The organism is Parabacteroides sp. KHUB-03, assembly GCF_056640975.1.
This window is the reverse complement of the sequence record NZ_CM153257.1, coordinates 2434541-2458483: the sequence shown is the minus strand read 5'-3', so window position 1 is coordinate 2458483 and position 23943 is coordinate 2434541. Positions and strand designations below refer to the sequence as shown.

24 protein-coding genes and 1 tRNA gene are annotated in these 23943 nt (G+C 39.3%); 9 read left to right on the top strand and 16 right to left on the bottom strand.

The window, feature by feature from the left end; translation table 11 throughout:
• Window positions 1–4 precede the first annotated feature (4 nt).
• From ACYIB7_RS10550 to ACYIB7_RS10530, 5 genes are all read right to left on the bottom strand, one after another.
• Window positions 5–436, bottom strand: a complete 432-nt coding sequence (locus ACYIB7_RS10550; RefSeq protein WP_099464992.1) for a biotin/lipoyl-containing protein — start codon at window positions 434–436, stop codon at window positions 5–7.
• A gap of 23 nt (window positions 437–459) precedes the next feature.
• Window positions 460–1350 (bottom strand): OadG family transporter subunit, encoded by an 891-nt coding sequence (locus tag ACYIB7_RS10545; RefSeq protein ID WP_099465268.1) that lies wholly within the window; start codon window positions 1348–1350, stop codon window positions 460–462.
• Between the two features lie 21 nt (window positions 1351–1371).
• A complete protein-coding gene (locus ACYIB7_RS10540; protein WP_099464993.1) occupies window positions 1372–2925 on the bottom strand; it encodes an acyl-CoA carboxylase subunit beta in 1554 nt (517 codons plus the stop codon).
• Between the two features lie 46 nt (window positions 2926–2971).
• Window positions 2972–3379, bottom strand: a complete 408-nt coding sequence (mce, locus tag ACYIB7_RS10535) for a methylmalonyl-CoA epimerase (protein ID WP_103982292.1) — start codon at window positions 3377–3379, stop codon at window positions 2972–2974.
• A gap of 276 nt (window positions 3380–3655) precedes the next feature.
• Window positions 3656–6067 carry a TonB-dependent receptor gene (locus tag ACYIB7_RS10530; RefSeq protein WP_103982291.1) on the bottom strand — a complete coding sequence of 804 codons (2412 nt, stop codon included), beginning with the start codon at window positions 6065–6067 and terminating at the stop codon, window positions 3656–3658.
• Between the two features lie 119 nt (window positions 6068–6186).
• Between ACYIB7_RS10530 and ACYIB7_RS10525 the strand changes: the two genes are divergently transcribed.
• From ACYIB7_RS10525 to ACYIB7_RS10510, 4 genes are read left to right on the top strand one after another with little or no spacing between them, the layout of a single operon-like run.
• Window positions 6187–6747 (top strand): nitroreductase family protein, encoded by a 561-nt coding sequence (locus ACYIB7_RS10525; protein ID WP_103982290.1) that lies wholly within the window; start codon window positions 6187–6189, stop codon window positions 6745–6747.
• Window positions 6744–7511 (top strand): Rossmann-like and DUF2520 domain-containing protein, encoded by a 768-nt coding sequence (locus ACYIB7_RS10520; RefSeq protein ID WP_103982289.1) that lies wholly within the window; start codon window positions 6744–6746, stop codon window positions 7509–7511. The genes ACYIB7_RS10525 and ACYIB7_RS10520 overlap by 4 nt, the downstream gene beginning before the upstream one ends.
• Complete coding sequence (locus tag ACYIB7_RS10515; RefSeq protein WP_103982288.1) at window positions 7504–8025, top strand: KdsC family phosphatase; 522 nt, start codon at window positions 7504–7506, stop codon at window positions 8023–8025. Before ACYIB7_RS10520 ends, ACYIB7_RS10515 begins: the two co-directional genes overlap by 8 nt.
• A 23-nt stretch (window positions 8026–8048) precedes the next feature.
• Complete coding sequence (locus ACYIB7_RS10510) at window positions 8049–8630, top strand: Maf-like protein (RefSeq protein ID WP_480337003.1); 582 nt, start codon at window positions 8049–8051, stop codon at window positions 8628–8630.
• Here ACYIB7_RS10510 and ACYIB7_RS10505 read toward each other — a convergent pair.
• From ACYIB7_RS10505 to ACYIB7_RS10475, 7 genes are all read right to left on the bottom strand, one after another.
• Window positions 8627–9001, bottom strand: a complete 375-nt coding sequence (locus ACYIB7_RS10505) for a cyclic nucleotide-binding domain-containing protein (RefSeq protein ID WP_103982286.1) — start codon at window positions 8999–9001, stop codon at window positions 8627–8629. The two genes, ACYIB7_RS10510 and ACYIB7_RS10505, sit on opposite strands and share 4 nt — an antisense overlap.
• A 7-nt stretch (window positions 9002–9008) precedes the next feature.
• Window positions 9009–10037: an FAD:protein FMN transferase gene (locus tag ACYIB7_RS10500; RefSeq protein WP_103982285.1), complete on the bottom strand. Its 1029-nt coding sequence runs from the start codon at window positions 10035–10037 to the stop codon at window positions 9009–9011.
• 81 nt (window positions 10038–10118) lie between these two features.
• A complete protein-coding gene (locus tag ACYIB7_RS10495; RefSeq protein WP_103982284.1) occupies window positions 10119–10682 on the bottom strand; it encodes a manganese efflux pump MntP in 564 nt (187 codons plus the stop codon).
• Between the two features lie 3 nt (window positions 10683–10685).
• Entirely contained in the window at window positions 10686–11207 is a 522-nt protein-coding gene (locus ACYIB7_RS10490) for a nitroreductase family protein (RefSeq protein WP_103982283.1), read from the bottom strand.
• Window positions 11204–12157 (bottom strand): glycosyltransferase family 2 protein, encoded by a 954-nt coding sequence (locus ACYIB7_RS10485; protein ID WP_099465004.1) that lies wholly within the window; start codon window positions 12155–12157, stop codon window positions 11204–11206. Before ACYIB7_RS10485 ends, ACYIB7_RS10490 begins: the two co-directional genes overlap by 4 nt.
• A 15-nt stretch (window positions 12158–12172) precedes the next feature.
• A complete protein-coding gene (locus ACYIB7_RS10480; RefSeq protein WP_480336999.1) occupies window positions 12173–12712 on the bottom strand; it encodes a DUF4199 domain-containing protein in 540 nt (179 codons plus the stop codon).
• Between the two features lie 120 nt (window positions 12713–12832).
• A tRNA-Thr gene (locus tag ACYIB7_RS10475) sits at window positions 12833–12906 on the bottom strand.
• Window positions 12907–13306: 400 nt separating this feature from the next.
• Here ACYIB7_RS10475 and ACYIB7_RS10470 point away from each other — a divergent pair.
• The 3 genes from ACYIB7_RS10470 to gcvT all read left to right on the top strand — a co-directional run bounded on the left by ACYIB7_RS10470 (window position 13307) and on the right by gcvT (window position 17092).
• Window positions 13307–14710, top strand: a complete 1404-nt coding sequence (locus ACYIB7_RS10470; protein ID WP_480336997.1) for an amidophosphoribosyltransferase — start codon at window positions 13307–13309, stop codon at window positions 14708–14710.
• A gap of 62 nt (window positions 14711–14772) precedes the next feature.
• Window positions 14773–15993, top strand: coding sequence for a peptidase T (pepT, locus tag ACYIB7_RS10465; RefSeq protein WP_480336996.1), 1221 nt, complete (start codon window positions 14773–14775; stop codon window positions 15991–15993).
• 13 nt (window positions 15994–16006) lie between these two features.
• The gene (gene gcvT, locus ACYIB7_RS10460; protein WP_103982279.1) at window positions 16007–17092 is read left to right on the top strand and encodes a glycine cleavage system aminomethyltransferase GcvT; all 1086 of its coding nucleotides are present in this window, start codon (window positions 16007–16009) and stop codon (window positions 17090–17092) included.
• A gap of 87 nt (window positions 17093–17179) precedes the next feature.
• On the opposite strand, the gene ACYIB7_RS10455 is transcribed toward gcvT, so the two are convergent.
• A complete protein-coding gene (locus tag ACYIB7_RS10455) occupies window positions 17180–18367 on the bottom strand; it encodes a glycoside hydrolase family 10-like protein (protein ID WP_480336994.1) in 1188 nt (395 codons plus the stop codon).
• Window positions 18368–18504: 137 nt separating this feature from the next.
• A complete protein-coding gene (locus ACYIB7_RS10450) occupies window positions 18505–19095 on the bottom strand; it encodes a DUF4251 domain-containing protein (RefSeq protein ID WP_480336993.1) in 591 nt (196 codons plus the stop codon).
• 101 nt (window positions 19096–19196) lie between these two features.
• Here ACYIB7_RS10450 and ACYIB7_RS10445 point away from each other — a divergent pair, with 101 nt between their 5' ends.
• Together ACYIB7_RS10445 and ACYIB7_RS10440 are read left to right on the top strand one after the other, a co-directional pair.
• Window positions 19197–19910, top strand: coding sequence for a 2-phosphosulfolactate phosphatase (locus ACYIB7_RS10445; RefSeq protein ID WP_103982277.1), 714 nt, complete (start codon window positions 19197–19199; stop codon window positions 19908–19910).
• A gap of 6 nt (window positions 19911–19916) precedes the next feature.
• A complete protein-coding gene (locus ACYIB7_RS10440) occupies window positions 19917–20954 on the top strand; it encodes a Gfo/Idh/MocA family protein (protein ID WP_099465013.1) in 1038 nt (345 codons plus the stop codon).
• A gap of 72 nt (window positions 20955–21026) precedes the next feature.
• Here ACYIB7_RS10440 and ACYIB7_RS10435 read toward each other — a convergent pair whose 3' ends face one another.
• Window positions 21027–22295, bottom strand: coding sequence for a DUF3843 family protein (locus ACYIB7_RS10435; protein ID WP_103982276.1), 1269 nt, complete (start codon window positions 22293–22295; stop codon window positions 21027–21029).
• A 111-nt stretch (window positions 22296–22406) separates the two neighbouring features.
• Complete coding sequence (locus ACYIB7_RS10430; RefSeq protein ID WP_480336990.1) at window positions 22407–23939, bottom strand: hypothetical protein; 1533 nt, start codon at window positions 23937–23939, stop codon at window positions 22407–22409.
• Window positions 23940–23943 lie beyond the last annotated feature (4 nt).

Genomic DNA, 23943 nt, shown 5'->3' with positions numbered 1-23943 from the left:
ACGCTTATCCGATTACGACGAGGTCTGCACCTTCCAGAACAGAATCTCCCTTGTGAACTTTAATTTCGATGATTTTACCGTCACGGTCGGCATTGATGTTGTTTTCCATTTTCATGGCTTCAAGGATAATCAATGTTTGTCCTCTTTTTACCGTGTCGCCAACATTACATTTAACTTGCAGAATAACTCCTGGAAGCGGTGTTTTAACAGCGCCCTGGGTTGTTGTGGCGGTCGGACGAGTAATAACAGGCTCTCCTGTTGATGTTGTCGGGGCTTGAGCCGGACGTTTCAGAGTTACCATTTGTTTTTTAGCCGGTTTCTCCATTTTTACCTGATACGGAGTACCATTTACTTCTACTTCAGCGATATCGTCAACCACTGAGTTGATATGTACTTTATATACGCTACCGTTGATGGTATATTTAAAACTTTTCATTCTTTTTTGTTTTTAAGAGATAATTACTTTCTGGGAACTTCACGTAAGCCATAGAGCTTAGAACTCCACGGAGAGTAGGTACGCGCTACCTTGCGGATTGTAAGAACGGTGTTTTCTACGTCGTGATTGTCATCACTCATTTCGTACAATGCCGTTGCAATGGCTGCAAAAATTTCACCGGATTCTTCTCCTGCGTCAGCCGAAACACCGGAAGCTGTTCCTGCAGCTTTCTTAGCATTGCGTTTACTTGCGGCGATAGCAAATTTACCAACTTGTTTAAAGATAATGTATAGTAAAAACAAACCTGAAAATACGACAGCCATAGCTGTGACAGTCATACCGATACCTATGGAATCGTTTTCTTTGAAATTCTCGATTTTTTCATTCGAATCCAATGTCAGGTTGTTTGTACTGGGAGTAACTTTAGTAAGTTGTGCCCATTCATCTTGTCCGTCAATTACTCTTCCGTAACTAACATCAGCTTTCTGTGCGGCGGGAATTGTGATTTCATCAATTAGCGTTCTACCGTCGGCATCATATAAAGCTATGTAGTTATCCGTAGCAGGGTCTAATGTGAAATTTACATGGAAAGTACCCCGGTTAGGTTCTCCGTCCGCCCAAAACAGCGTGTGTTGGTGGGGAGGAATGATTGTCAAAACATCACCCTTTGGAATAGGATATTTCTTCGGATTGTTTTTATCGTTAGTCAGGTAGCAACCTGCGATATTCACAGTTCCTGCAGAAGTATTGTATAATTCAATCCAAGGATGGCGTTTGCCATAATCGTCAACAAAATTATCTTCGTTGTCGACAAGCACTTCATTTATTCGCATGGAGGCTGCGCGCTGTGCGTTTGCTCCGAATGAAAAGAGCACAACGAACAACAACAATACGCCTATTTTCTTATTTATCATATTCATTTCCTGTTTTAAGAATTACAGAGGCAGATTGTCATGCTTCTTTGCAGGATTGCTCAGCTTTTTAGTCTGCAATTGTTGTAAAGCACGAATAATACGGAAACGGGTGTTACGAGGTTCGATAACATCATCGATATAACCGTATTGAGCAGCATTGTATGGGTTTGCGAATGCTTTTTTGTATTCTTCTTCTTTTTCTGCAGCTGCTTTTGCAGGATCTTCCGCTGCGGCAACGTCTTTTGCGAAAATAACTTCTACAGCACCACTCGGTCCCATTACGGCAATTTCTGCAGTTGGCCATGCGTAGTTCATATCACCGCGTAAATGTTTAGAACTCATTACGCAATAAGCTCCACCGTACGATTTACGTAAAGTAACTGTGATTTTAGGAACTGTAGCTTCTCCGTATGCATAAAGTAACTTGGCACCATGAAGGATTACGCCGTTGTATTCCTGGCCTGTTCCCGGAAGGAATCCCGGTACGTCAACCAATGTTACCAAAGGAATATTGAATGCGTCGCAGAAACGAACGAAACGGCCGGCTTTACGTGAAGCATTGCTATCCAAACATCCTGCCATTACTTTCGGCTGGTTGGCAACTATACCTACGGTCTGTCCGTTAAAACGGGCGAAACCTACGATAATATTCTTTGAATAATCAGCGTGTACTTCCAGGAATTCGTTGTTGTCCACGATCGTGCCGATCACTTCATACATGTCGTATGATTGATTTGCATTATCCGGTATTATATCGTTCAATACGTCGTCTAAACGATCTATAGGATCTTTACATTCGATGAGCGGTGTTTCTTCAAGGTTGTTTTGCGGAAGGAAACTGATTAATTTACGTATCAATTGCAAACCTTCTTCTTCTGTATCAACAGCAAAATGAGCAACGCCTGATTTTGTGGTGTGTACGCTTGCTCCACCCAGTTCTTCCTGTGTTACATCTTCACCTGTAACAGTTTTAACAACTTTCGGACCTGTCAGGAACATGTAACTTGTTCCACGGGTCATGATGTTGAAGTCTGTCAAAGCCGGAGAATATACGGCACCACCGGCGCAAGGGCCAAAGATACCTGAAATCTGAGGAATAACCCCTGATGCTAAAATGTTACGCTGGAAAATTTCAGCATAACCTGCCAGTGCATTTACTCCTTCCTGAATACGTGCACCACCCGAATCGTTCAATCCGATAACAGGAGCACCCATTTTCATGGCCTGATCCATTACTTTACATATCTTCATGGCTAAAGCTTCGGATAAAGCACCACCGAATACTGTAAAATCTTGTGCGAAAACATATACTAAACGTCCGTCTATCGTACCATAACCGGTTACGATACCGTCTCCTAAAAATTTAGTCTTTTCGATTCCGAAATTTGTACAACGGTGTTGTACAAACATATCGAATTCTTCAAAACTTCCTTCATCCAGCAACATGGCAATACGTTCACGTGCTGTGTATTTACCTTTTTTGTGCTGAGATTCGATTCGTTTTTCTCCTCCACCTAGGCGAGCAGTTTCACGAAGAGCGATAAGCTCTTTTACTTTCTCAAGTTGGTTACTCATTGTATTTTTGATTTGTTGTTAGAAATGAACTTGTTAATAGAAAATATTACTTTCCAGGCATGCAAAGTTCCGTCAGTACGCTGCAAGTTGATTTTGGGTGAAGGAAAGCTATATTTAAACCTTCGGCGCCATGACGTGGTGCCTTGTCGATTAACTGAACGCCTTTTTCGGCAGCTTCGTCTAATGCAGCCTGCACATCAGGTACGGCAAATGCGATGTGGTGAATGCCTTCTCCTTTTTTCTCGATGAATTTGGCAATAGTGCTATCTTCGCTGGTTGGTTCCAATAATTCAATTTTAGTCTGTCCTACTTTGAAAAATGCTGTTTTTACTTTTTGATCAGCTACCTCTTCGATGTTATAGCATTTCAAGCCTAATACTTTTTCGTAATAAGGTAAACAAGCTTCAATGCTCTTTACCGCAATACCCAGATGTTCGATATGTGTAAGTTCCATGTGAATAATAATTTAAAGATTTAGTAAATGTTTTTATTTTGTATGTGCAAAGGTACATTCTTTATTATAAATGAAGAAATAAATCTTTATTTTTATCTGCTCTTTATATATGTTTAAAAGTGGACTTTTGTGTGCCGGATTAAAGCTTTTGGATAGTGATAAGAGAAAGGCGTTTATGTTTGAAAAAAATCATCCCGATGTTTTTTATAAATCATAGTGATCTTTTTAGAAAATCATCGGGGTGATTTTGAAAAAGGGTAAAAGGAAGTTCCGAAATCAGAAATCCACAATTAAGCGTACGTTTAGCTGCCGTCCTGTCAGGTAGTTGGGTACGGCATACTGGGTGTTGTATACGTCTGTTATCCAGTAATATGAGCTTACATTTTTTATATCGAAGATGTTGAATATATCCAGGCCTAGCCAGATGTTTTTCAGATGCCTGAAAAAACCTCTGTCCATGATGGCATCGGTTCCGCCGGCCAACTGGTATGAGAATCCTAAATCCACACGTTTATAGGCAGGAGTCCGGTGGTAGCCGTCTTCGTAACCTTTACGTGGAGCTGTGACAGGAAGTCCTCCGGAAAGAACGCCTTTCAGGTTTAGCTTTACTCTTTTGTATCCCGGAAAATAGTCTTGGAAAAATAGAGAAATATTGTATCCCTGGCTGTTTGGCATAGGGACTTTCGTTGTTTCACGAATTGTCTGTTCGGCTTTCATTAATGAAAAGCTGATCCATGAATCTGTTCCCGGAACAAATTCTCCAAAGAACTTGACATCAAGTCCCATTGCGTAACCTTTGGCACAATTTTCTCCGTAATAACGTATCTTGACATTGTCGATTGTGTAGGGTATTAAGTTATCCAGTTTTTTATAATAGAGTTCGGTTGTTACCTTAAAATTCCGGTCGGAAGCACGGAATGTGTAATCTCCTCCTAAAATAAAATGTATGGAACGTTGGGATTTTAGCTTGTTATTTAAAATAGTAATGTTATTCCCGTTTTCATCTTTTTGGGTTAAACGTAATTCCTTATAAAAAGGAGATTGATAATATAAACCGGATGCCAGGCGGAGAGTCAGATTCTGATCGAAATTCGGGATAAAACCGAGAGATGCACGGGGGCTGAAGATAAATTCTTTATTATAAGTCCAATAACTACCCCTGATGCCTCCTACAAGTGTGAATAATCCCTGTTTTGTCCGGAATTTGAATGCATCCTGAAGATAAGCGGATAAGCGGGTGCTTTGTAACTGTTGGTCTGAAAACAAATTGTCGATTAAATTTACAGTACCACCTGTCTGAGGCAGGGAATAACCTGAGGAATCCCGCTTTTCCCATTCGCTGATTCTGTCGTTTATCTTTTCAAATTGTACTAAGGCTCCCCATTTCAGTGTGTTGTTTTTTAACCGGGATATACCGTAATGACCTACGTTCATGATGTTGGAACGTAAACGGTTTCTTGCATGTTCGTGATAACGTCCTACAGACATTGCGGATGAAATATTATCTCCGGCATCTTCGGCTCCGTTTTCACTTAACCAGTATTCTCCCGAAATATCATAACTTTCTTCTTCTTTACTGTTGAAAGCAGAAGCTTGTAAACCTACTTCCGTATTATCATTCGGTTGGTATTTAAGGGTAAGTGCTCCAAACATAGTCTGGAATTTATCTCTTTCTTGTCCGTCAAAGTATACGGTGAAATTCTTTGGGTTTGAAATAGTGCCAAAAGTGGTTTCCCTGTTATGAGGTATGAATTTATAATTGTTTACCGACAAGTTGCCTAAAAAGTTGACTTCCCATTTCGGTGCCGGTTTATAGGTCATATATGTTTGTGCATCTATAAAGTTCGGGTCATATTCGGCATCTGTATCCATTGTTTTTAATAATGTGCGGCCTGTTTTATAACGGATGCCCGTTACCTGTGTAAATTTACCGGAAGCACTTCCAACATAAGCACTGGCTCCTAATAAACTGGCAGAAACCGAACCTTCAAGCGCTTTTGGTTTTTTATAAGTGATATCCAGAACCGAACTCATCTTGTCTCCGAAACTGGCTTCAAAACCTCCGGCTGCAAAATTTACGGATTCGGTTAAGTCCGGATTAATAAAACTTAGCCCTTCCTGTTGCCCTGAACGGATTAATAGAGGACGGAATACTTCAATGCCGTTTACATAAACAATGTTTTCGTCATAACTGCCTCCACGTACGGAGTATTGTGAACTTAATTCGTTATTGGATGACACTCCGGCAAATGTAACTACAAGACTTTCTATACTTCCTCCTGCCGGGTCGGGAAGTAATTTTATTTTGTCGGCATTCATTGTTTCCATTGTTGTAGTCTGCTTACGAATGGCAGTGACGGAAACTTCATTCAACTCTAAGGCTGTATAATTCATTTGCACGTTTAACCTCATGTCTGTGATTGCCTGAGGTATTATTCTTTCGGCTTTATTATATCCGAGACAGGAATATATGAGGGCAATCGAGTCTCCTGATGCAACAGATATGGAATAGTATCCTTTTTCATTAGTCATGGCTCCGTTTAAAGTTCCTTTAACCCGGATGTTCACCAATTCCAAAGGATTACCGTCCGCATCACGAACGTATCCGGTTACTTTTATATGTCCTTGCCCGAAAGCACTTAATGATAGTAATATAAATAGCAGTGCAGCTATCGCACGAATCTTCATAATCTATATATTATAGAGTTACTAACGAGAAAAAAGAAGGAAGCGTATATAATACGTGCAAAAAATTATATTTATATTTGCAAAATATGACTTAAAAGTCCGTACAAAGGAATATAAAAATGGGAAATTTCACAACACTTATAAAGAATAGAAGAAGCACCCGGAAGTTTACGGAAGAATTGCTCTCTCCTGAACAAGTAGAACTTATATTGAAAGCAGCCTTAATGTCTCCTGCTTCTAAACGGAGTAATCCGTGGCAGTTTGTTGTTGTCGAAGATAAAGAGATGCTGAAAAAGCTGGCAGCTTGTAAAAAGAACGGTTCTTCTTTTTTGGAAGGTTGTGCCTTGGCTGTGGTTGTTCTTGCAAATGTAATGGAGAGTGATGTCTGGATTGAGGATACTGCCGTTGCTTCTATTTATATGCAGTTGCAGGCAGAAGACCTGGGGCTGGGGAGTTGTTGGTGCCAGATTCGTAATCGTCAGACAGAAGATGATATGGATTCCAGTCAGTACGTACGTAATCTGTTTAACATACCTTATCAACTGGAAGTGTTATCAATAATAGGTTTCGGTTATAAAGACCAGGCACGTAAACCTTTTGATGAATCTCATTTACAATGGGAAAAAATTCATTTGGGCACTTTTAAAATGCCAGGGGAAAACGAAAATGCGGTAAAATGAGAATTGTATTTGTTGGTGCCGGAAACTTAGCTACCCGTTTGTCTTTGGAAATGCACCGGGCAGGAATGATTGTTGAACAGGTTTATAGTCATACTACGGAGCATGCAAAGAGTTTGGCTGAAAAGTTGAATTGTCCGTGGACAACAAACTTGACTGAAATAAAGTCTGATGCCGATTTGTATGTTTTTTCTCTGAAAGATTCAGTTCTTCAGGGAGTTATTGCAGGGGTGAAGTCGAATAATGGATTGTGGGTGCATACGGCAGGAAGTATGCCGATGAGTGTTTTTGAAGGATATGCAAATCGTTTTGGTGTGCTTTATCCATTACAGACTTTTAGTAGGGAACGTGAAATAGGTTTTAAGACTATACCTTTTTTTGTGGAGGCTAATTCGGAAAAGGATAAAAATGTTTTACAGGAAATAGCGAGTGCTTTGTCGGAAGATGTCCGGTATTTATCTTCAGAGAAAAGAAAATACCTGCATCTCGCAGCTGTATTTGCTTGCAATTTTACAAATCATATTTATACTTTAGCTGGTAAAATAGTGGCAGAGCAAGAAATACCAATGAATGTACTGTATCCCTTAATAGACGAAACGGCTGCGAAGGTACATGAAATGCCGCCCCGGGATGCACAGACCGGACCGGCAATCCGGTATGATGAAAACGTAATTAATAAACATCTGGCGATGTTGAATGATCAGGACATGAAAACGATCTATCAACTTATGAGCCGGAGTATACATAAGGAGGCCCAAAATGAGTAATATCAATTATGACCTTACAAAGATTAAAGCTTTCGTGTTTGACGTAGACGGTGTCTTATCTTGTGATGTAATCCCGTTGCATCCAAATGGAGACCCTATGCGTACTGTCAATATAAAAGATGGATATGCCTTGCAGTTGGCTGTAAAGAAAGGGTATCATGTTGCCATTATAACGGGCGGTTATACTGAAGCTGTTGAAATTCGTTTCTCCCGCTTGGGTATAAAACATATTTATATGAAGAGTGCAATAAAGATCCATGATTTTAATGATTTTATGGAAAAAACAGGCTTGTTGCCAGAGGAGGTAATGTACGCCGGTGATGATATTCCGGATTATGATGTCATGAAACTTGTTGGTTTGCCTGTCGCCCCTGCAGATGCAGCTCCGGAGATTAAAAGCATAGCAAAATATATTTCCTTGAAAAATGGAGGTTGCGGTGTAGCGCGTGATGTAATAGAGCAAACATTAAAGGCACAGTCTCATTGGATGAGTGAAGAAGCTTTTGGGTGGTAATGTAATGCAGAAAAGGAGTGGTTATGTTGGATAATTTGAATAACTATAAGATTATATTGGGTTCTAATTCTCCTAGGAGAAAAGAGCTTTTGGCTGGGTTAGGTGTGGCATTTGAAGTTCGTACTATACCTGATATAGATGAGTCATATCCCAGTTCATTACAAGGAGAAGAAATACCGGAGTATATAGCAAGAAAGAAGGCTAATTCATACTTAGATAAACTGGCTGATGATGAGCTGTTGATAACCGGCGATACTATAGTGTGGACATTTACTGAAGTAATGGGGAAACCTGCAAACAGGGAAGAAGCTATTTCGATGCTTTCTAAATTATCCGGCCACGTACATGAAGTTGTAACGGGCGTTTGTATTGTAACAAAAAGAAAACAGGAAACGTTCTCGGTTTCTTCTGCCGTCTGTTTTGCAGAATTATCAATGGAAGAGATTGAATATTATGTAAACAATTTCCATCCGTTTGATAAAGCGGGAGCGTATGGTATTCAAGAATGGATCGGATATGTTGGTGTTGAGGCTATTAACGGATCGTTTTATAATGTAATGGGTTTGCCAATCCAACGTCTTTATAGAGAACTGCAAAAATTCTAATTTAATTGGGTTCTTGTGTCTTTCTGATAATACTCTATTTGGTTCAGGGTTTTTGCTAATGCGGGAAGTATAGGCAAAACCTGCGGATTTTCCGGATCCCATCCCGGATCGTCAATAATCATATCCGATAGAGAATCTGCGTGAATAAATAGTATATGAGATGCTGTTACTGCAGTTGCTATATAATCTGTGTTGGCAGATAACAGAACAAAATGCCCTTCGTTTATTTCAATTTTTGATTTATTATTACTATTGATAATAATGCTCCCGGAAGAGACAAATAATAATAAGTTATTATTTAGCTTCCCTTTTAGTAATATTTTTCCGGCATTTACATCTTTACATTCTAATTGGCTTGCATATTTTTCCATCTTGAGATTAAGGGTTTTCTAGAATAGATAATGTTTGTCGATTAGGGAGATATTGCACCATTCCTTTAGAATACTCTATCTGCTGCTTGCCATTCTCATCCGAATAAATAATAAAATATTCTATTTCCGGTAGCGTATTTGCTATTTTACGGACTTGTTCCAGCCCCATTGCCATAAATGCTGTGGCGTAAGCATCTGCAGTCATGCAATCGTTTGCTATAATCGTTGCACTTAATATGTTTTTTTCTGCCGGGTATCCGGTTCTGGGATCAATTGTGTGGGCATATTTCTTTCCGTCTTTTATGTAAAAATTGCGGTAATTGCCTGATGTTGCAATTCCCCCTTTTTTACAAAGTTGTACCACTTCTTCAATTTCATTCTGAATACCTGTGGACTCATCTTCCGGTTTATTAATTCCTATGCGCCAGCAATCTCCATTAGGATTAACTCCGCTCATTGTTACTTCACCACCAATTTCCACCATATAGTTGGTAACTCCTTCCCGTTCTAGTAAACGGGCAATAATATCACATGCATACCCTTTTGCGATAGCGGAGCAATTTAGCATGAGTCTGGGATCGTCTTTAATTATATTTTTGTCTTTTAAGCGGACTTTCTTATAACCGACAAACTGTTTAATGCTGTCAATCATGTTTGGGGTAACACTATCCATTTTGCTGAAACCGAATCCCCATAAATTGACTAAAGGAGCACAGGTTATATCAAAGACTCCGTTTGTTTTATCTGAGATTTCGCTGGCTTTAAGGAACACCTCGGAAAACCATTCGTCAACTTTGATAGAGTCGTTGTTGTTTATACGTGAAATAATCGAATTAGGATTAAACGGATTCAGTGAATGATTGAAGTCCTGGAATTCTTTATCTATGGCCGTTGTTAATGGTTTTGGCGATTGATATTTGATGTGATAGAGCGTATGAAATACGCTACCACTATCTTCGTAGTACTGACTTTGATTAGTGCAAGCAGTTAATAAAAGAACACCCAGACTTATAAGAAGGCTTACTCTTTTACTCATATTGAGATATTTGTTGCCGCAAAGATATAAAAAATATTCAGATTCAACCGATCCCGGTGTTTTTAAGATTAATTGTCCGGATCAATTGAAAAACAGATGTTCGATAAGTATTTTTGTTCCAATGCCTATTAATATGAGACCACCGATAATATCCAGTTTCAGGTCTATTTTTCTCCCGAAGTGGCTACCAAAATAAACACCAGTGGCCGATATGATAATGGTAACGATGCCTATTGTTGTTGCTAATAAAAGTAGAGGTTGGTTAAGTAATGCCAACGAAATCCCTATAGCTAGTGCATCTATACTCGTTGCAACTGCTAATCCGCATAAAGTTTTGTTGCAAAGGGGATTGAACTTGCAATCTTCGGATTCGGCTTTTGTGCTTTCATAAATCATTTTTCCTCCCAGATAGAGTAGGAGGGAGAACGCTATCCAATGGTCGAAAGCTTGTATATATTTCTGGAATCCTAGCCCTGCAAAATAGCCTGCGATAGTAAAACAGGCCTGAAATATCCCCATTACCATTGCTATTTTTGCAACATTACCGAATGTGCATTTTTTTATAACAGCTCCACCTGTTACAGAGACTGCCAAACTGTCCATGGACAGGCCAACAGCCAGAAGTAGGATTTCTATAAATGTCATTTGTTAAAATGTTTCCAGTTTTACTGTTTCTTCAATTGCCTTCCGCTTTTTGGGTGTCTCGTCGAACAATGAAGGAGTTGCCGGATAGCCGATAGGTATGATTACTATTGGCTCAACTGTTTCCGGTATATTGAAATGTTTTTTACAAAGTGCAGTGTCAAAGTTACAAACCCAACAGCTTCCCAATCCTTGTTCGGTTGCCGAAAGGCATATATGTTCAGCTGCGATGGCTGCATCAATATCCATGTAATCTTTGCCGTCATTGCGTTTCCACGATTGACTTTGGTCTCCACAAACGACGATAAAACAGTTTGCCGATTTAAACCATTCTCTCGGATAACACTCCTGCAACTTTCTGCATCCGCTTTCTTTTTTTACAATAAGGAAATACCACGGCTGATAGTTGACGGCAGAAGGAGCTAAGCGTGCCGCTTCCAGTATGTAGCTTATCTTTTCGTCTTCAACAGGAGATGATGAATAGTTACGAATGGAACATCGTTTCTTTATTAATTCCAACAAATTCATATTTCAGATTCAATCTTATAATGATTTCTGTTGGGTGAATTTCGGGAGATCAGTTCTCCGATAAATCCTGCCAAAAACATTTGTGTCCCAACAATCATTGCTGTAAGTGAAACGTAGAAGTATGGAGAGTTTGTTACTAAAGGTCTTAAATCTCCGTTGATTATGGATATTAGCTTAGCACTTAGTACAATTACCAAAGCAATAAAGCCGATCAGAAACATTACGCTTCCCCACAGGCCGAAAAAGTGCATCGGTTTCTTTCCGAATTTGGAAGTAAACCATAACGTAATTAAATCAAGATAACCATTAACGAAACGGTTCAATCCGAATTTTGTCGTTCCGTACTTACGTGCCTGATGTTGTACTACCTTTTCCCCGATTTTATGAAATCCTGCAATTTTTGCCAGGTAGGGGATATAGCGGTGCATGTCGTTATATATCTCAATGTTTTTTATAACGATGCTTTTGTATGCTTTAAGTCCGCAGTTGAAATCATGAAGGTTATTGATTCCTGAAAATTTACGGGCCGTGGCATTGAATAGCTTTGTTGGTATGGTTTTAGAGAGCGGGTCATAGCGCTTCTTTTTCCATCCGGAAACCAAATCATACCCGTCTTCCTTTATCATTCTGTATAGTTCGGGTATTTCGTCCGGACTGTCTTGCAGATCGGCATCCATTGTGATAACAACATCTCCCTGCGTACGTTCAAAACCGCAGTTTAATCCAGGCGATTTTCCGTAATTCCGGCGGAATTTAATAGCTCTTACAATTTCCGGCTCTTTCTTTTTTAAATCTTCAATCACTTCCCAGGAGTTGTCTGTGCTCCCGTCATTTATGAATATGACTTCATAACTGAATTTATGTTCTTTCATAACCCGATCTATCCATGCGAATAATTCCGGCAAAGATTCGGCTTCGTTATACAACGGAATAACTACTGATATGTCCATTTAATTTGTTATTGTTTATTCTTCCTGGCTCTTTTGTGTGATAGCGCCTGATGCATTGTTTCTGCACAGAAGAGCCGCTACCGGTATAGACAATACGATACCATAAAATATATTGTTGAAAATACCCTGAATAGCCATGTGTATCGGAGAAAAATTCATATTGCTGACCGATTCGATGACTTCGGTATTTACATTTGTGTTTTTTAACGTGTCAATTGCCTGATTTATTACATTTGGTAAAAAATTTGGCGGTGCTATAAATTGATAGAATACGAAGTGTTCAAGAGAAACGATTAATGCTGCAAAGAAATATATCATTGTTCCGAAACGCCATGCGTGGAAAAAGCTTATTTCTCCTCCTATTTCTTCTTTATACTTTTTGGTAAGATAATAAGCAAAGAACGGGACGGCTAGAGTCAGCAGTATGTATACATAGTTTAGTATGGAGGCTGAGCCACTGAAAATAAAGAATAAATACTTTACTACCCAGAATATTCCCATTATAAACCCGTAGGTCATTGCATCTTTAATTAGTAAACTCTTGTTTTCTCCCATGATGTAAGCATATTTGAATTCTTAATCACAAAGATAGTATTATTATGATAATGTACAAGAATATTGTCTATAAAATAGAAAAAGGAAGCCCTTGCAGAACTTCCTTTTTTGTTATTTTTGAGCCTCTTGTCGGATTCGAACCAACGACCCCGAGATTACAAATCACGTGCTCTGGCCAACTGAGCTAAAGAGGCAGGTGGGTAAGCTTACTACATCGCGCCGCTACAACCAAGTACCCTTGCTGCGGTCAAGCCCTGGGGGATTCCGAGGGAGCATGCCGTATAGGACTTACCCGGGTGCAAAAGTAGATATTATTTTTTACAATGCAAGTTTTTTGAGCTGTGTTAAGTAATATTTGTTTCTAACAGATTGGTTACCTATATGTTTCATGAGTGTTAAAAAGTGTTTGATTGTCTCTGTTAGGAAAATCCGGGTGTGTTTGGCTTTGTTTTTCTTCTCTGGCAAAATGAATGTTGACAATGTCCTATTAGTTAAATATCGGAAAGAAGATATGTACTTTTACACTATGTCGTTTGGACAATTCTTAAATAATCTTGTACCTTTGCAATTCAAAAATCAATAACACTATAAACGATGGGTGGTTTTTTTGGCACTATTTCTAAATCGGCTTGTGCTACCGACTTGTTTTACGGCACAGATTATAATTCTCATCTGGGAACCCGCAGAGGCGGTATGGTAACGTTGCACAACGGAGTTTTTAGACGTTCAATCCACAATCTTGAAAATTCATATTTTCGGACACGTTTTGAGAGCGAGTTAGACAAATTTGAGGGAAATTCGGGGATCGGTATTATCAGTGATACGGATCCGCAGCCTATATTCATAAACTCTCATTTGGGTAAATATGCGGTTGTGACGGTTGCAAAAGTGAATAATCTGAAGGAACTTGAAGTGGAGTTACTGGAAAGAGGACGCCATTTTTCCGAACTCAGTTCGGGTAGTATTAATCAAACCGAATTGATCTCATTGCTTATTTCGGAAGGAAAAACGTTTGTAGATGGCATTGAAACTGTATTTGAGAAAATAAAAGGTTCGTGCTCTATGTTGATCCTTACCGAAGATGGTATTATTGCTGCACGCGATAAATACGGACGCACTCCTCTTTTAATAGGGAAAAAAGAAGGTGCTTTTGCTGCATCCAGCGAACCTAGCAGTTTCCCTAATTTGGGATTTGAATTGGAATATAATGTGGGACCCGGAGAAATCGTTATGTTGAAGGCTGATGAAATGGTACAACTCCGTAAACCAAATAAGAAGATGCAGGTATGTTCATTCCTTTGGGTTTATTATGGATATCCGGTTTCAGAGTACGAAGGTGTAAATGTTGATGCCGCCCGCTATGCTAGTGGTATAGCAATGGCTAAAAAGGATACGGTGGATGCGGACTATGTTTCCGGCATTCCTGATTCCGGTATTGGTATGGCGTTGGGCTATTCGGAAGGTAAAGGTATTCCTTACCGTCGGGCTATTGTGAAATATACGCCAACATGGCCGCGTAGTTTTACCCCCTCTAACCAGGCTGTGCGTGATTTGGTTGCAAAAATGAAATTAATTCCGAATCGTACATTGCTTCGTGACAAACGTGTGATTTTTTGTGACGACTCAATAGTGAGAGGTACTCAGTTGCGTGATAATGTCAATATATTGTATGGATACGGAGCTAAAGAGGTGCACATGCGTATCGGATGTCCTCCTATTTTGCATTCTTGTCCGTTTTTGGGTTTTTCGGCTTCCAAGTCGGATTTGGAATTGATTGCCCGCCGTATCATTAAAGAACTTGAAGGCGATGATGCTAAAGATTTGGATAAATATGCAGAGACCGGGTCGGAGCAATATACAAAACTGGTGGAATGTATCAGAAAAAAATTGAATATTACAACTTTGAAGTTCAATACTGTTGAAGATCTCATAGCTTCGATAGGATTGCCGAAAGAATGTGTTTGTACACATTGCTATAATGGATCGAGTTGTTTTTGATGAATACAGATAATTTTGTCTATCTTTATAGCATTAATATAAAGAACTAAAAGAGGTAAATCATGAATTTGATAGACAGATTTTTAAAATACGTTACGTTCGATACACAATCGGATGAAGAGACGGGGAATACTCCTAGTACACCCGGACAACTTGTGTTTGCCCAGGAATTAGTAAAAGAACTGAAAGAAATAGGGTTGGAGGATATAACATTGGATGATAAAAGTTATCTGATGGCTACACTTCCTGCTAATACAACGGCGGATATTCCTACCATTGGTTTTGTTGCACACTTAGATACTAGCCCGGATATGTCGGGCAAAGATGTGCAACCGCGTATTGTTACTTATAAAGGTGGGGATATTGTGTTGTGTGCTGAAGAAAATGTTGTTTTATCATCATCCATGTTCCCGGAACTGAACGATTATAAAGGGCAGGATATTATTGTAACCAATGGTAAAACATTGCTAGGCGCAGACGATAAAGCAGGTGTTGCTGCTATAATATCTGCTGTAAAATATTTGAAAGACCATCCTGAAATTAAACATGGAAGGATTCGTATAGCCTTTACTCCTGATGAGGAGATCGGTCAGGGAGCGGATCATTTTGATGTGAAAAAGTTTGATTGTGAATGGGCTTATACTATTGATGGCGGTCAGATTGGAGAATTGGAATACGAAAATTTCAATGCAGCGGGAGCTAAGGTGACTTTTAAAGGATTGAATGTTCATCCCGGATATGCTAAGGATAAGATGCTGAATGCATGTTTATTGGCAACCGAGTTTGCTTCCTGGTTACCTGTATCTCAACGCCCTGAACACACAACAGCCTATGAAGGTTTTTTCCATCTTACAGGGATGAATGGCACAGTGGAGAGTGCTACGCTATCTTATATCGTCCGCGATCATACACGTTCTTTGTTTGAACAAAAGAAAGAACAATTACGTATGTTGGTTAAACGTATGAACGAAATGCATCCGGGTAGTACAACTCTGGAACTTCGCGATCAATATTATAATATGCGTGAGGTAGTTGAACCTAAGAAATTTATTGTCGATTTGGCTTTTGAAGCGATGGAGGCTGTAGGTGTTACTCCACTTGTTAAGCCTATTCGCGGAGGTACGGATGGTGCCCGTTTATCATTTATGGGATTGCCATGCCCGAATATCTTTGCAGGAGGTCTTAATTTTCATGGACGTTATGAGTTCCTGCCAGTTCAGTCTTTAGAAAAAAGTATGCAAACTATAATTAAAATAGCAGAGCTTACAGCTCAAAAATCTTAAACACGAAAATAACATGAAAACAACTCCGTTTACCGACGTGCATATTGCACTCGGAGCAAAAATGCATGAATTTGCCGGTTACAACATGCCGATTGAATATACCGGTATTATTGATGAACACATGACCGTAGTGGAGGGTGCAGGTGTATTTGATGTATCTCACATGGGAGAATTTTGGGTAAAAGGCCCGAATGCATTGGCTTTTATTCAGGGTATTACTTCAAATGATGCTTCCGTATTGCCGATTGGTAAAGCCCAATATACTTGTTTCCCTAATGATAAAGGCGGTATTGTAGATGATCTTTTAGTTTACCATTATGAACCGGAAAAGTATTTATTAGTTGTAAATGCCGGAAATATAGCGAAGGATTGGGATTGGTGCGTAAGCCATAACACAGTGGGAGCAGAGCTTGAGAACTCATCGGATCGCATTGGCCAGTTGGCCATTCAGGGACCTAAGGCAACAGAAATATTGCAGCGTCTTACTCCGGTTGATTTATCTTCTATTCCTTATTATTCATTTTTAGTAGGAGAATTTGCCGGTTGCAAGAATGTTATTATATCCAATACAGGTTATACCGGTGCAGGCGGTTTTGAGTTGTATTTCTATTTGGACGATGCTATGACTATCTGGAATGCAATTTTTGAAGCTGGCAAACCTGAAGGTATTAAACCTATCGGATTGGGAGCTCGTGATACTTTACGTCTGGAGATGGGCTTCTGCCTGTATGGAAACGATTTGGATGACACGACCTCTCCAATCGAAGCCGGCTTAGGATGGATTACTAAGTTTGTAGACGGAAAGAACTTTACAAACCGTACAGAATTAGAACGTCAGAAGAAAGAAGGCGTAACCCGTAAGTTGTGTGCCTTTGAGCTGGTTGAAAAAGGTATACCCCGCCACGGATACGAAATTGTTGACGGTAATGACAGTGTAATAGGTGTAGTAACTTCAGGTACTATGTCTCCTGTTCTGAAGAAAGGTATCGGTATGGGATATGTGAAACCTGAGTTTGCAAAAGCTGGTACTGAGATATTTATTAAGGTACGTAATAAAAATCTGAAGGCTCAGGTTGTAAAGGCACCATTCCGAAAATAGTGCAGGCCTGTCGGAAAACAGAATATTTGTAATAAATAAAAAAGTGCACCCGAATAGTTGATTTCAACCTACAGGTGCACTTTTTATTTATTTGAGAGGGAACGATAGCTTTTTACTGTAAGCTTTTTTCAATACATTTTTGAAAGAAGGTATGTTGATGCCTTCATTATAAAAAAAGATTTCACCGGCTACACCAAGCTCTCTGTTTATCCTGAGTTGGGTTTCTAGTAGTTCCGGTGTCATATTGGAGCTGCCACCTTCCATTAAAATTATACCTGGTGCGAATAATTGTTTCGGATTGTTTTTGTCAAGGTAACTTAGTACTTCAGATAATGTAAGACGATAGGAATCTGCCGAATATCGGTAGCATTGTACGGCAAGTAAATCACATTTTCCGTCTTTGCACCATTGAGGCCAGTCTTGCATTAGTTTCTCTTCGCACCAAGGGTATGGATTCGGGGCGAAGCTAACCATAATATCCGGATTTTTATTTTTAACTTTTGCATGCAACTTCCGTGCGAAAGTGTTTAGTATTTCCAATCGCCAGTTTACCCATTCTTGGTTGTTATAATCAGTTGGAGGAAGAGTTCCGTTGTGCTGGCTTTGATATAATGAAACTGTATAAACATCATAGCCTGAATTTCTAGGCATAGCCGGCAAACGATCATCTCCTTGAACTCCGTCGATATCCGGGTAAAGAGTAATGGCCTCTTCTATTAGTTTGATCATAAAATTCTGAACGGCAGGATTATATGCATTGAAATAGTAATCGTGATTGTTGTAGTTTGCCGGTTCTTGCAGGTTGTTAATACCAAGCCAATGCGGGTTTTTTGCCAATATAGGATTTTCTTTACCAATAGGTCGTCCTTCTCCCATAAAACCATATTCAAACCAGAAAAAAACTTTGATATTGTATTTATGCGCTTCATCGATTAAATCTCTTACGGGATCATTTGTCGGACTTTGGTAATCTTTTATGTAATCTGTTAAGAGATAACATTCTTCAGGAGTTTTATAAGTACTGTAATTCGTAAGGACTTTGCTTTTAAAAACCGTTTTGGTTTCGGCATAAGAAACGAGAAAAACAGAGTTCATATTTAATTCATCCATTGACTGGACAAAATCTTTTACACCTTGATAAGTATGTAATACGGATGTGAATCTGGGTGCGGGTATCCATACACCCCGGATGCCTTCTTCTGCAGCTTTGCTTTGCACGCTGAACGAAAAGAGCAGATTTACTATTAAAACCAATGTAAATAATGTGCGGTTCATATTGTTTGATATTTGTGGTTTGAAGTACAAATATATATGATTTACTGATAACAAAGAAGTCTTGAAACCTGAATAAAAGCGAAAGGCGATGCTCCTCACGGAGCACCGCCATCCTTATTATAGAAAAGTTGGACATGTTAATAAGTTGTTCCCTGGAAAATATTTGAGTCAGAGTATGGTAGTAATGTACCTGTCATTGTCAGATTTCTACCTGAGAAATTCGGGTCTACAGTAACGGTTGCATTATTTGAACCATTGATAAGAACCAAGTTCACAGTTGCAGAAATAAATGTACCCATAACACTCATGCTTAGATATACATTTCCTTTGTCATCTTGTTTGGTCTGTATATTAGAAGCCATACCTTGTACGGTGATACCGCCTAATCCGTTAGGACCAGGGTTTGGGTTCATAGTAGACGCGATTTGTACCATTGCCTGCCCGTTGTTCAACGACACAAAGTTAGTATTAGAGTTTACATAGTATACAGATCCGTTCATTGGTTGTATGCTATTTGCTTCCAATACGAAAGATTGATTATTGATTGCTTGTACGGCCGAATTGAACTCTTGCGCGTCCATGATAGCATCTTGTGCTAATCTTTCTTGTTTCTTTACTTCTCTTTCTACTTTTTTGGCTGCTTTTTCTACTGATTTCTGAGCCTTAATCTGAGTCATTCCGCACATTGATACGGCAAGAACGACGATGAAACTTACAATTCTCTTCATAAGATTTAGTTTTAAAACGGTTTTAAATTGTATAGATTAAACATGGACGACGGGAAAAAGTTCAAATAATCTACTAATTTTGTCGGAAATAATATGCTAGTATGAAGATAGATGTATGTTTCTCTCCTGCATTGTATCAGGTTTATCACGACCCTGAATCGGTTGTCGTTGTGGTAGATATTTTTAGGGCGACAACAACAATGGCTGCCGCTTTCCGGAATGGTGTGCGAACTATTCGTCCGGTTGCTACTATTGAAGAGGCACAAACATATAAAGCTGAAGGTTGGCTGGTTGGGGCCGAACGAAATGTAAAGAAATGCGATTTTGCTGATTTTGGTAACTCTCCATTCGATTATACTCCGGAGAAAATATCGGGGCATGATGTTGTTTTCACTACGACAAACGGAACCAAGGCTATTACTGTAGCAAAAGATGCATACCGGGTTATAACCGGTGCATTTGTAAATTTAAAGGCTGTTGCTGATTATTGCTTGCTCCACCAACACAATGTTGTTGTTTTGTGTTCTGGCTGGCAAGATAAAATAAATATAGAGGATACTACTTTTGGTGGAGCTTTGGTTGATTTGCTGGTTAAATCAGGCCAATACGTTCCGGGTAGTGATGCTGCTTTAATTGCACGTGATATGTGGAACGCCCATAAAGATGACCTTCTGTCATATATGAAAGAGACGGATCATATGGCACGTTTGGTTGCGAAGCATTTGGAGGATGCAGTTCCTTATTGTCTTATTCCGGACAGTGTTTCTTATGTGCCGGAACTTGAAGTACAAGAGAATATTTTAATTTTACATTGATATATTATGGATCAACAACACATTTCGAAAATACGTTTTGGTGTAGTAGGAACCAATTTTATTACGGACTGGGTGATTGCCGGTGCGCAGCAGGATGAACGTTTTGAGCTTGTTGCTGTTTATTCGCGAACACAAGAAACAGCAGATGCATTTGCTGCTAAATATCAAATTCCATATACGTTTACGTCTTTGGAAGAAATGGCTGAAAGTCCGGTAATTGATGCTGTTTATATTGCATCCCCAAACTTCCTGCATGCTTCACAAAGTATTTTATGTATGAAACATGGTAAACATGTTTTATGTGAAAAACCTTTAGCTTCCAATGCTAAAGAGGCGGCAGAAATGATAGAGGCTTCCCGTAAATATAACGTGACATTGATGGAAGCGATGAAACCTACGCTTACGCCGAATTTTCTTTCTGTACGCGAAAACCTGAATCGGATAGGGGTGATTCGTCGTTACTTTTCTTGTTATTGCCAATATTCGTCTCGTTATGACAAATTTAAAGAAGGTATTGTTTTGAATGCTTTCAATCCGGAGCTTTCCAATGGAGCGATGATGGATATCGGTATTTATACTATTTATCCAATGGTTGTTTTATTTGGCCGTCCTAAAAGGGTGGAAGCAACGGGAGTTGTTTTATCATCGGGTGCAGATGGCCAGGGGGCTGTCAATTTTGAATATGACGGTATGAATGCTACAGTTTTATATTCAAAGATTGCTAATTCTTCTCTGCCGACGGAGATACAAGGAGAAGATGGAAATATAACTCTTGACCGGATTAATATAATCAGTCATGTAACTTATGCGCCTCGTTTAGTGGCAGCTTCGGGTAGGGGACCTGCTCCCGAGTCTGAGAATGTAAGTGCAACGACCGATAAAGATGAATATTTCTATGAAGTAGCCGAGTTTATCAACCTGATACTTTCTGGACACAGGGAGTCTGCAATTAATAGTCATACGAATTCGTTGATCACTTTGGAAATTATTGATGAAGTACGACGCCAGTTAGGTATTGTTTATCCGGCAGATATTGAAAAATAAATAAGACGATCCGGTCAATAGCGAATTATGTTTCAACGGTAAAGACCATAATATCTTTACCGTTGAGGCATATTATTCATAGAGGTATTCCCGGGTGAAATAGCGGTTTATAAATTGCCAGTCATCATGAATGATGGCTTTGCCTCTTTCCACACTGACTGTACTTTTGGTTTGGGCATCTGCTAACATCCCTTTTTCTTCTAAAATTTTTAGCATAGAGGGAGTGCAATGTCCTACAATGAAGAATGACAGTCCTTTTTCGCCGGCAAGTTTTTCGTCATAAAAAGGATTGTTCTCATCTTTTATAGCTTCGATATTTGTATCCATAAACATAAGGCCATCTTCGGGAGTAGCATAAATAGCCAGTTTTTTACCTCTTAATCTTTCAAGAAAGTGAAATTCTTTATCTAATGAAATCCCTACTTTTTCTGTTAAGAATTCTTTTATTTCATTTAGGTCTTGGGAGTAAACAAGTAGTTTTCCGTCTGCTGCTTTTTTAAACTTCTCATAGCTTTCGAGGTTCTTGCTTTTTATTTCATCCGATATCATTTTGTAAGTGCTTTTTTCGACAACTAGCTTAAAGGCATTTGTATCCGGATGTGTTGCCGGCAGAATTCGATAGAGCCATTCCGGAGAGGTGAGTGCTAATAATGCCGTATGATCGGTATAAGCAAGAAACTGATGTTGCTGTATGATTATTCTGTTTATATTTTCTTGGTATGGATCTTTCTGTAATATCTCTTTAACCCGCTCCGTTAATTCCAAAGAGTGATCGGTAAAAAGATATGAATTATAATGAAACCAGAAAAGCAATTCTTCGTAACGGCCCGGCTCGGTATAGGATATTTCCGGACTGAATAATTTCTGTAGTGTTTCATTTTCGGGTGCAGTCGTCCATTCATCACAGAATAACTGATAGATTAGCTTGCCTGTTTTTTCGTTTGTTGCATTGTCCGGATTTACAAATGTACTTTTACGATAGCCATGATATTGTTGTGTATAATGCCAAAGTAGGAAACGGATATCTTCCAGATTCACTTCATCGTCATAGTAATGGTCGTCGGGGGTATAAAACGGCAGATATTTGCCGAACATTTCTTTGTGAGTGGTGATGAAAGTACGCCATATGTTTGTTTGTGAAATCACATCTTCAAAATAAGCAGCCATCCTAGTACAGATTTGTTTTGGTTCATCATCTTCAAATGAAAAAATCAACCCAGTCTTCTCCATAATATCGTAGATTCGGTTGGCTATGTTTGTATAGTAAAGGTCTGTAGTACCAGACTGTTTGTATGGATGCAATTGCAGCCAGTCGTTTGGATAAATTTTAATGTTTTTCATGTATTTTACTATTATGAATTAACTATACAAATGTAACAATTTAATATGAGAAAGGCTACCTATCCTGTGATAAGTAGCCATAGAATTTACACCTTGTAAATCAAGTGAAAATTAGTATTTTGTGTTCTGAGGATCAAAGTTAGTCCATCCTTTCATCCAGTTGTCTGTGTCAGAATCACTTTTGAAAGCTCCGATATAATCAACTTTGTCAAAGAATGGGTCGTTTAGCATGGAATCGTTAAACAAGCCTGTATGTCCAAGCAACGGACTTCCTGATTTTGGACCGTAGTTGGGTGAAGAAGACATACTGTTCGGTTGATTCAGGCCAAGTTCTGTAATCTTTTCAAAATATTTGTTACCGGTTTGTGCAAGGAAAAATGTATGAGAGAAAGATATTTTGCCGGCATCTTCATTTGTTCCGTCTGTAGAAAATTGATCTTTCCATGATTTATTTACATCGGACCCCAATACGTTCATTTGTGCAAAGTAAAGGTTATTTAATTTTAAATCTCCGTTTGTCGCCCATGTTTGTGTCGTACCTTTTTGGTTATCCAATAATAACCCCACAGGATAGCCCATTGCTACTGAGTTGAAACAGTTTAGTTTGCTATTGCGACGGATTTGCATAGCAGCCTGGAATGTCCCCATTTTAGAACCGTTGTTCGGATATAAGTTTCCGGCGTTGATATAGTCGGATGTATTTGAGAAATCGTTGGCTTGTCCGATCGGACCGACAAAGGTAACGTTGCTGAATGTACAGGTGGTAAACGGTGTCTTGGTGGAACCATCGGCATCGTTGTCCGATTCGAAACCATTAGATAAAGAAGTATCAGCTATCTTTGGATGGCGCACGCTTAGCAGAAATTGAAGTTTGCCGGAGAACCCGTTGTCGGTGTCAAACTCATCGTCCCAACCATGATAAGCTACCAGATATTTGCAGTTTACTGTACCTCCGAACCATTCATACGAATCGTCATTTGAATAGGAAACCTGCAGGTGGTCTACCTTCGTATTTCTTCCTACAGAGCCGAATGTAATACCATTAATTTCCTGGTCCTTTTCGAAAGGATAACCAGCAAATTCTACACGAACATAACTGATAATCCCTGAATTGTCATCGTCATTATCGCCTCCGTATTTACTTCTTGGACCACCCTCAATTGTTTTTTCTACTCCGTTGTTTTTGGCTTTACCGCAAATAATCAAACCACCCCAGTCTCCCGGACGGCGAGACCCTGGAGCTTGTTCAGAGGTAAAGACAATGGGAGCTTCAGCCGTGCCTTGCGCAAGCAATTTACCTCCACGTTCGACAATCAAAGCGGCTTTTGTTTCTTTATCTCCTTTAATGATGGTACCCGGCTCGATGTTCAATTCTACTCCGTCTGCTATATAGCACCATCCTTTCATGTGGTAAGTTCCTTTTTTTAGGGTGTATTTGCCTTTTGGCATTTCGAAGTTTTGATCTCCATTTCCTAATTGGGTCATGGTGCCGTCTTCAGCTTTAAACAACAAAATGTTTGCCAGTTCGTTTTCTTCCAGGGTTGGATCCGGAGAATTATTGTCATTGTTGTCGCTGCATGATGTGAGGGAAGCAATAAAAATTGCCGTAGTGAAGAATAAACTTTTCAATTTTACTTTTTTCATGTTC

Coding starts and splice junctions, on each gene's coding strand:
- ACYIB7_RS10550 (WP_099464992.1), bottom strand. CDS start 436: ATGAAAAGTTTTAAATATACCATCAACGGTAGCGTATATAAAGTACAT.
- ACYIB7_RS10545 (WP_099465268.1), bottom strand. CDS start 1,350: ATGATAAATAAGAAAATAGGCGTATTGTTGTTGTTCGTTGTGCTCTTT.
- ACYIB7_RS10540 (WP_099464993.1), bottom strand. CDS start 2,925: ATGAGTAACCAACTTGAGAAAGTAAAAGAGCTTATCGCTCTTCGTGAA.
- mce (WP_103982292.1), bottom strand. CDS start 3,379: ATGGAACTTACACATATCGAACATCTGGGTATTGCGGTAAAGAGCATT.
- ACYIB7_RS10530 (WP_103982291.1), bottom strand. CDS start 6,067: ATGAAGATTCGTGCGATAGCTGCACTGCTATTTATATTACTATCATTA.
- ACYIB7_RS10525 (WP_103982290.1), top strand. CDS start 6,187: ATGGGAAATTTCACAACACTTATAAAGAATAGAAGAAGCACCCGGAAG.
- ACYIB7_RS10520 (WP_103982289.1), top strand. CDS start 6,744: ATGAGAATTGTATTTGTTGGTGCCGGAAACTTAGCTACCCGTTTGTCT.
- ACYIB7_RS10515 (WP_103982288.1), top strand. CDS start 7,504: ATGAGTAATATCAATTATGACCTTACAAAGATTAAAGCTTTCGTGTTT.
- ACYIB7_RS10510 (WP_480337003.1), top strand. CDS start 8,049: ATGTTGGATAATTTGAATAACTATAAGATTATATTGGGTTCTAATTCT.
- ACYIB7_RS10505 (WP_103982286.1), bottom strand. CDS start 9,001: ATGGAAAAATATGCAAGCCAATTAGAATGTAAAGATGTAAATGCCGGA.
- ACYIB7_RS10500 (WP_103982285.1), bottom strand. CDS start 10,037: ATGAGTAAAAGAGTAAGCCTTCTTATAAGTCTGGGTGTTCTTTTATTA.
- ACYIB7_RS10495 (WP_103982284.1), bottom strand. CDS start 10,682: ATGACATTTATAGAAATCCTACTTCTGGCTGTTGGCCTGTCCATGGAC.
- ACYIB7_RS10490 (WP_103982283.1), bottom strand. CDS start 11,207: ATGAATTTGTTGGAATTAATAAAGAAACGATGTTCCATTCGTAACTAT.
- ACYIB7_RS10485 (WP_099465004.1), bottom strand. CDS start 12,157: ATGGACATATCAGTAGTTATTCCGTTGTATAACGAAGCCGAATCTTTG.
- ACYIB7_RS10480 (WP_480336999.1), bottom strand. CDS start 12,712: ATGGGAGAAAACAAGAGTTTACTAATTAAAGATGCAATGACCTACGGG.
- ACYIB7_RS10470 (WP_480336997.1), top strand. CDS start 13,307: ATGGGTGGTTTTTTTGGCACTATTTCTAAATCGGCTTGTGCTACCGAC.
- pepT (WP_480336996.1), top strand. CDS start 14,773: ATGAATTTGATAGACAGATTTTTAAAATACGTTACGTTCGATACACAA.
- gcvT (WP_103982279.1), top strand. CDS start 16,007: ATGAAAACAACTCCGTTTACCGACGTGCATATTGCACTCGGAGCAAAA.
- ACYIB7_RS10455 (WP_480336994.1), bottom strand. CDS start 18,367: ATGAACCGCACATTATTTACATTGGTTTTAATAGTAAATCTGCTCTTT.
- ACYIB7_RS10450 (WP_480336993.1), bottom strand. CDS start 19,095: ATGAAGAGAATTGTAAGTTTCATCGTCGTTCTTGCCGTATCAATGTGC.
- ACYIB7_RS10445 (WP_103982277.1), top strand. CDS start 19,197: ATGAAGATAGATGTATGTTTCTCTCCTGCATTGTATCAGGTTTATCAC.
- ACYIB7_RS10440 (WP_099465013.1), top strand. CDS start 19,917: ATGGATCAACAACACATTTCGAAAATACGTTTTGGTGTAGTAGGAACC.
- ACYIB7_RS10435 (WP_103982276.1), bottom strand. CDS start 22,295: ATGAAAAACATTAAAATTTATCCAAACGACTGGCTGCAATTGCATCCA.
- ACYIB7_RS10430 (WP_480336990.1), bottom strand. CDS start 23,939: ATGAAAAAAGTAAAATTGAAAAGTTTATTCTTCACTACGGCAATTTTT.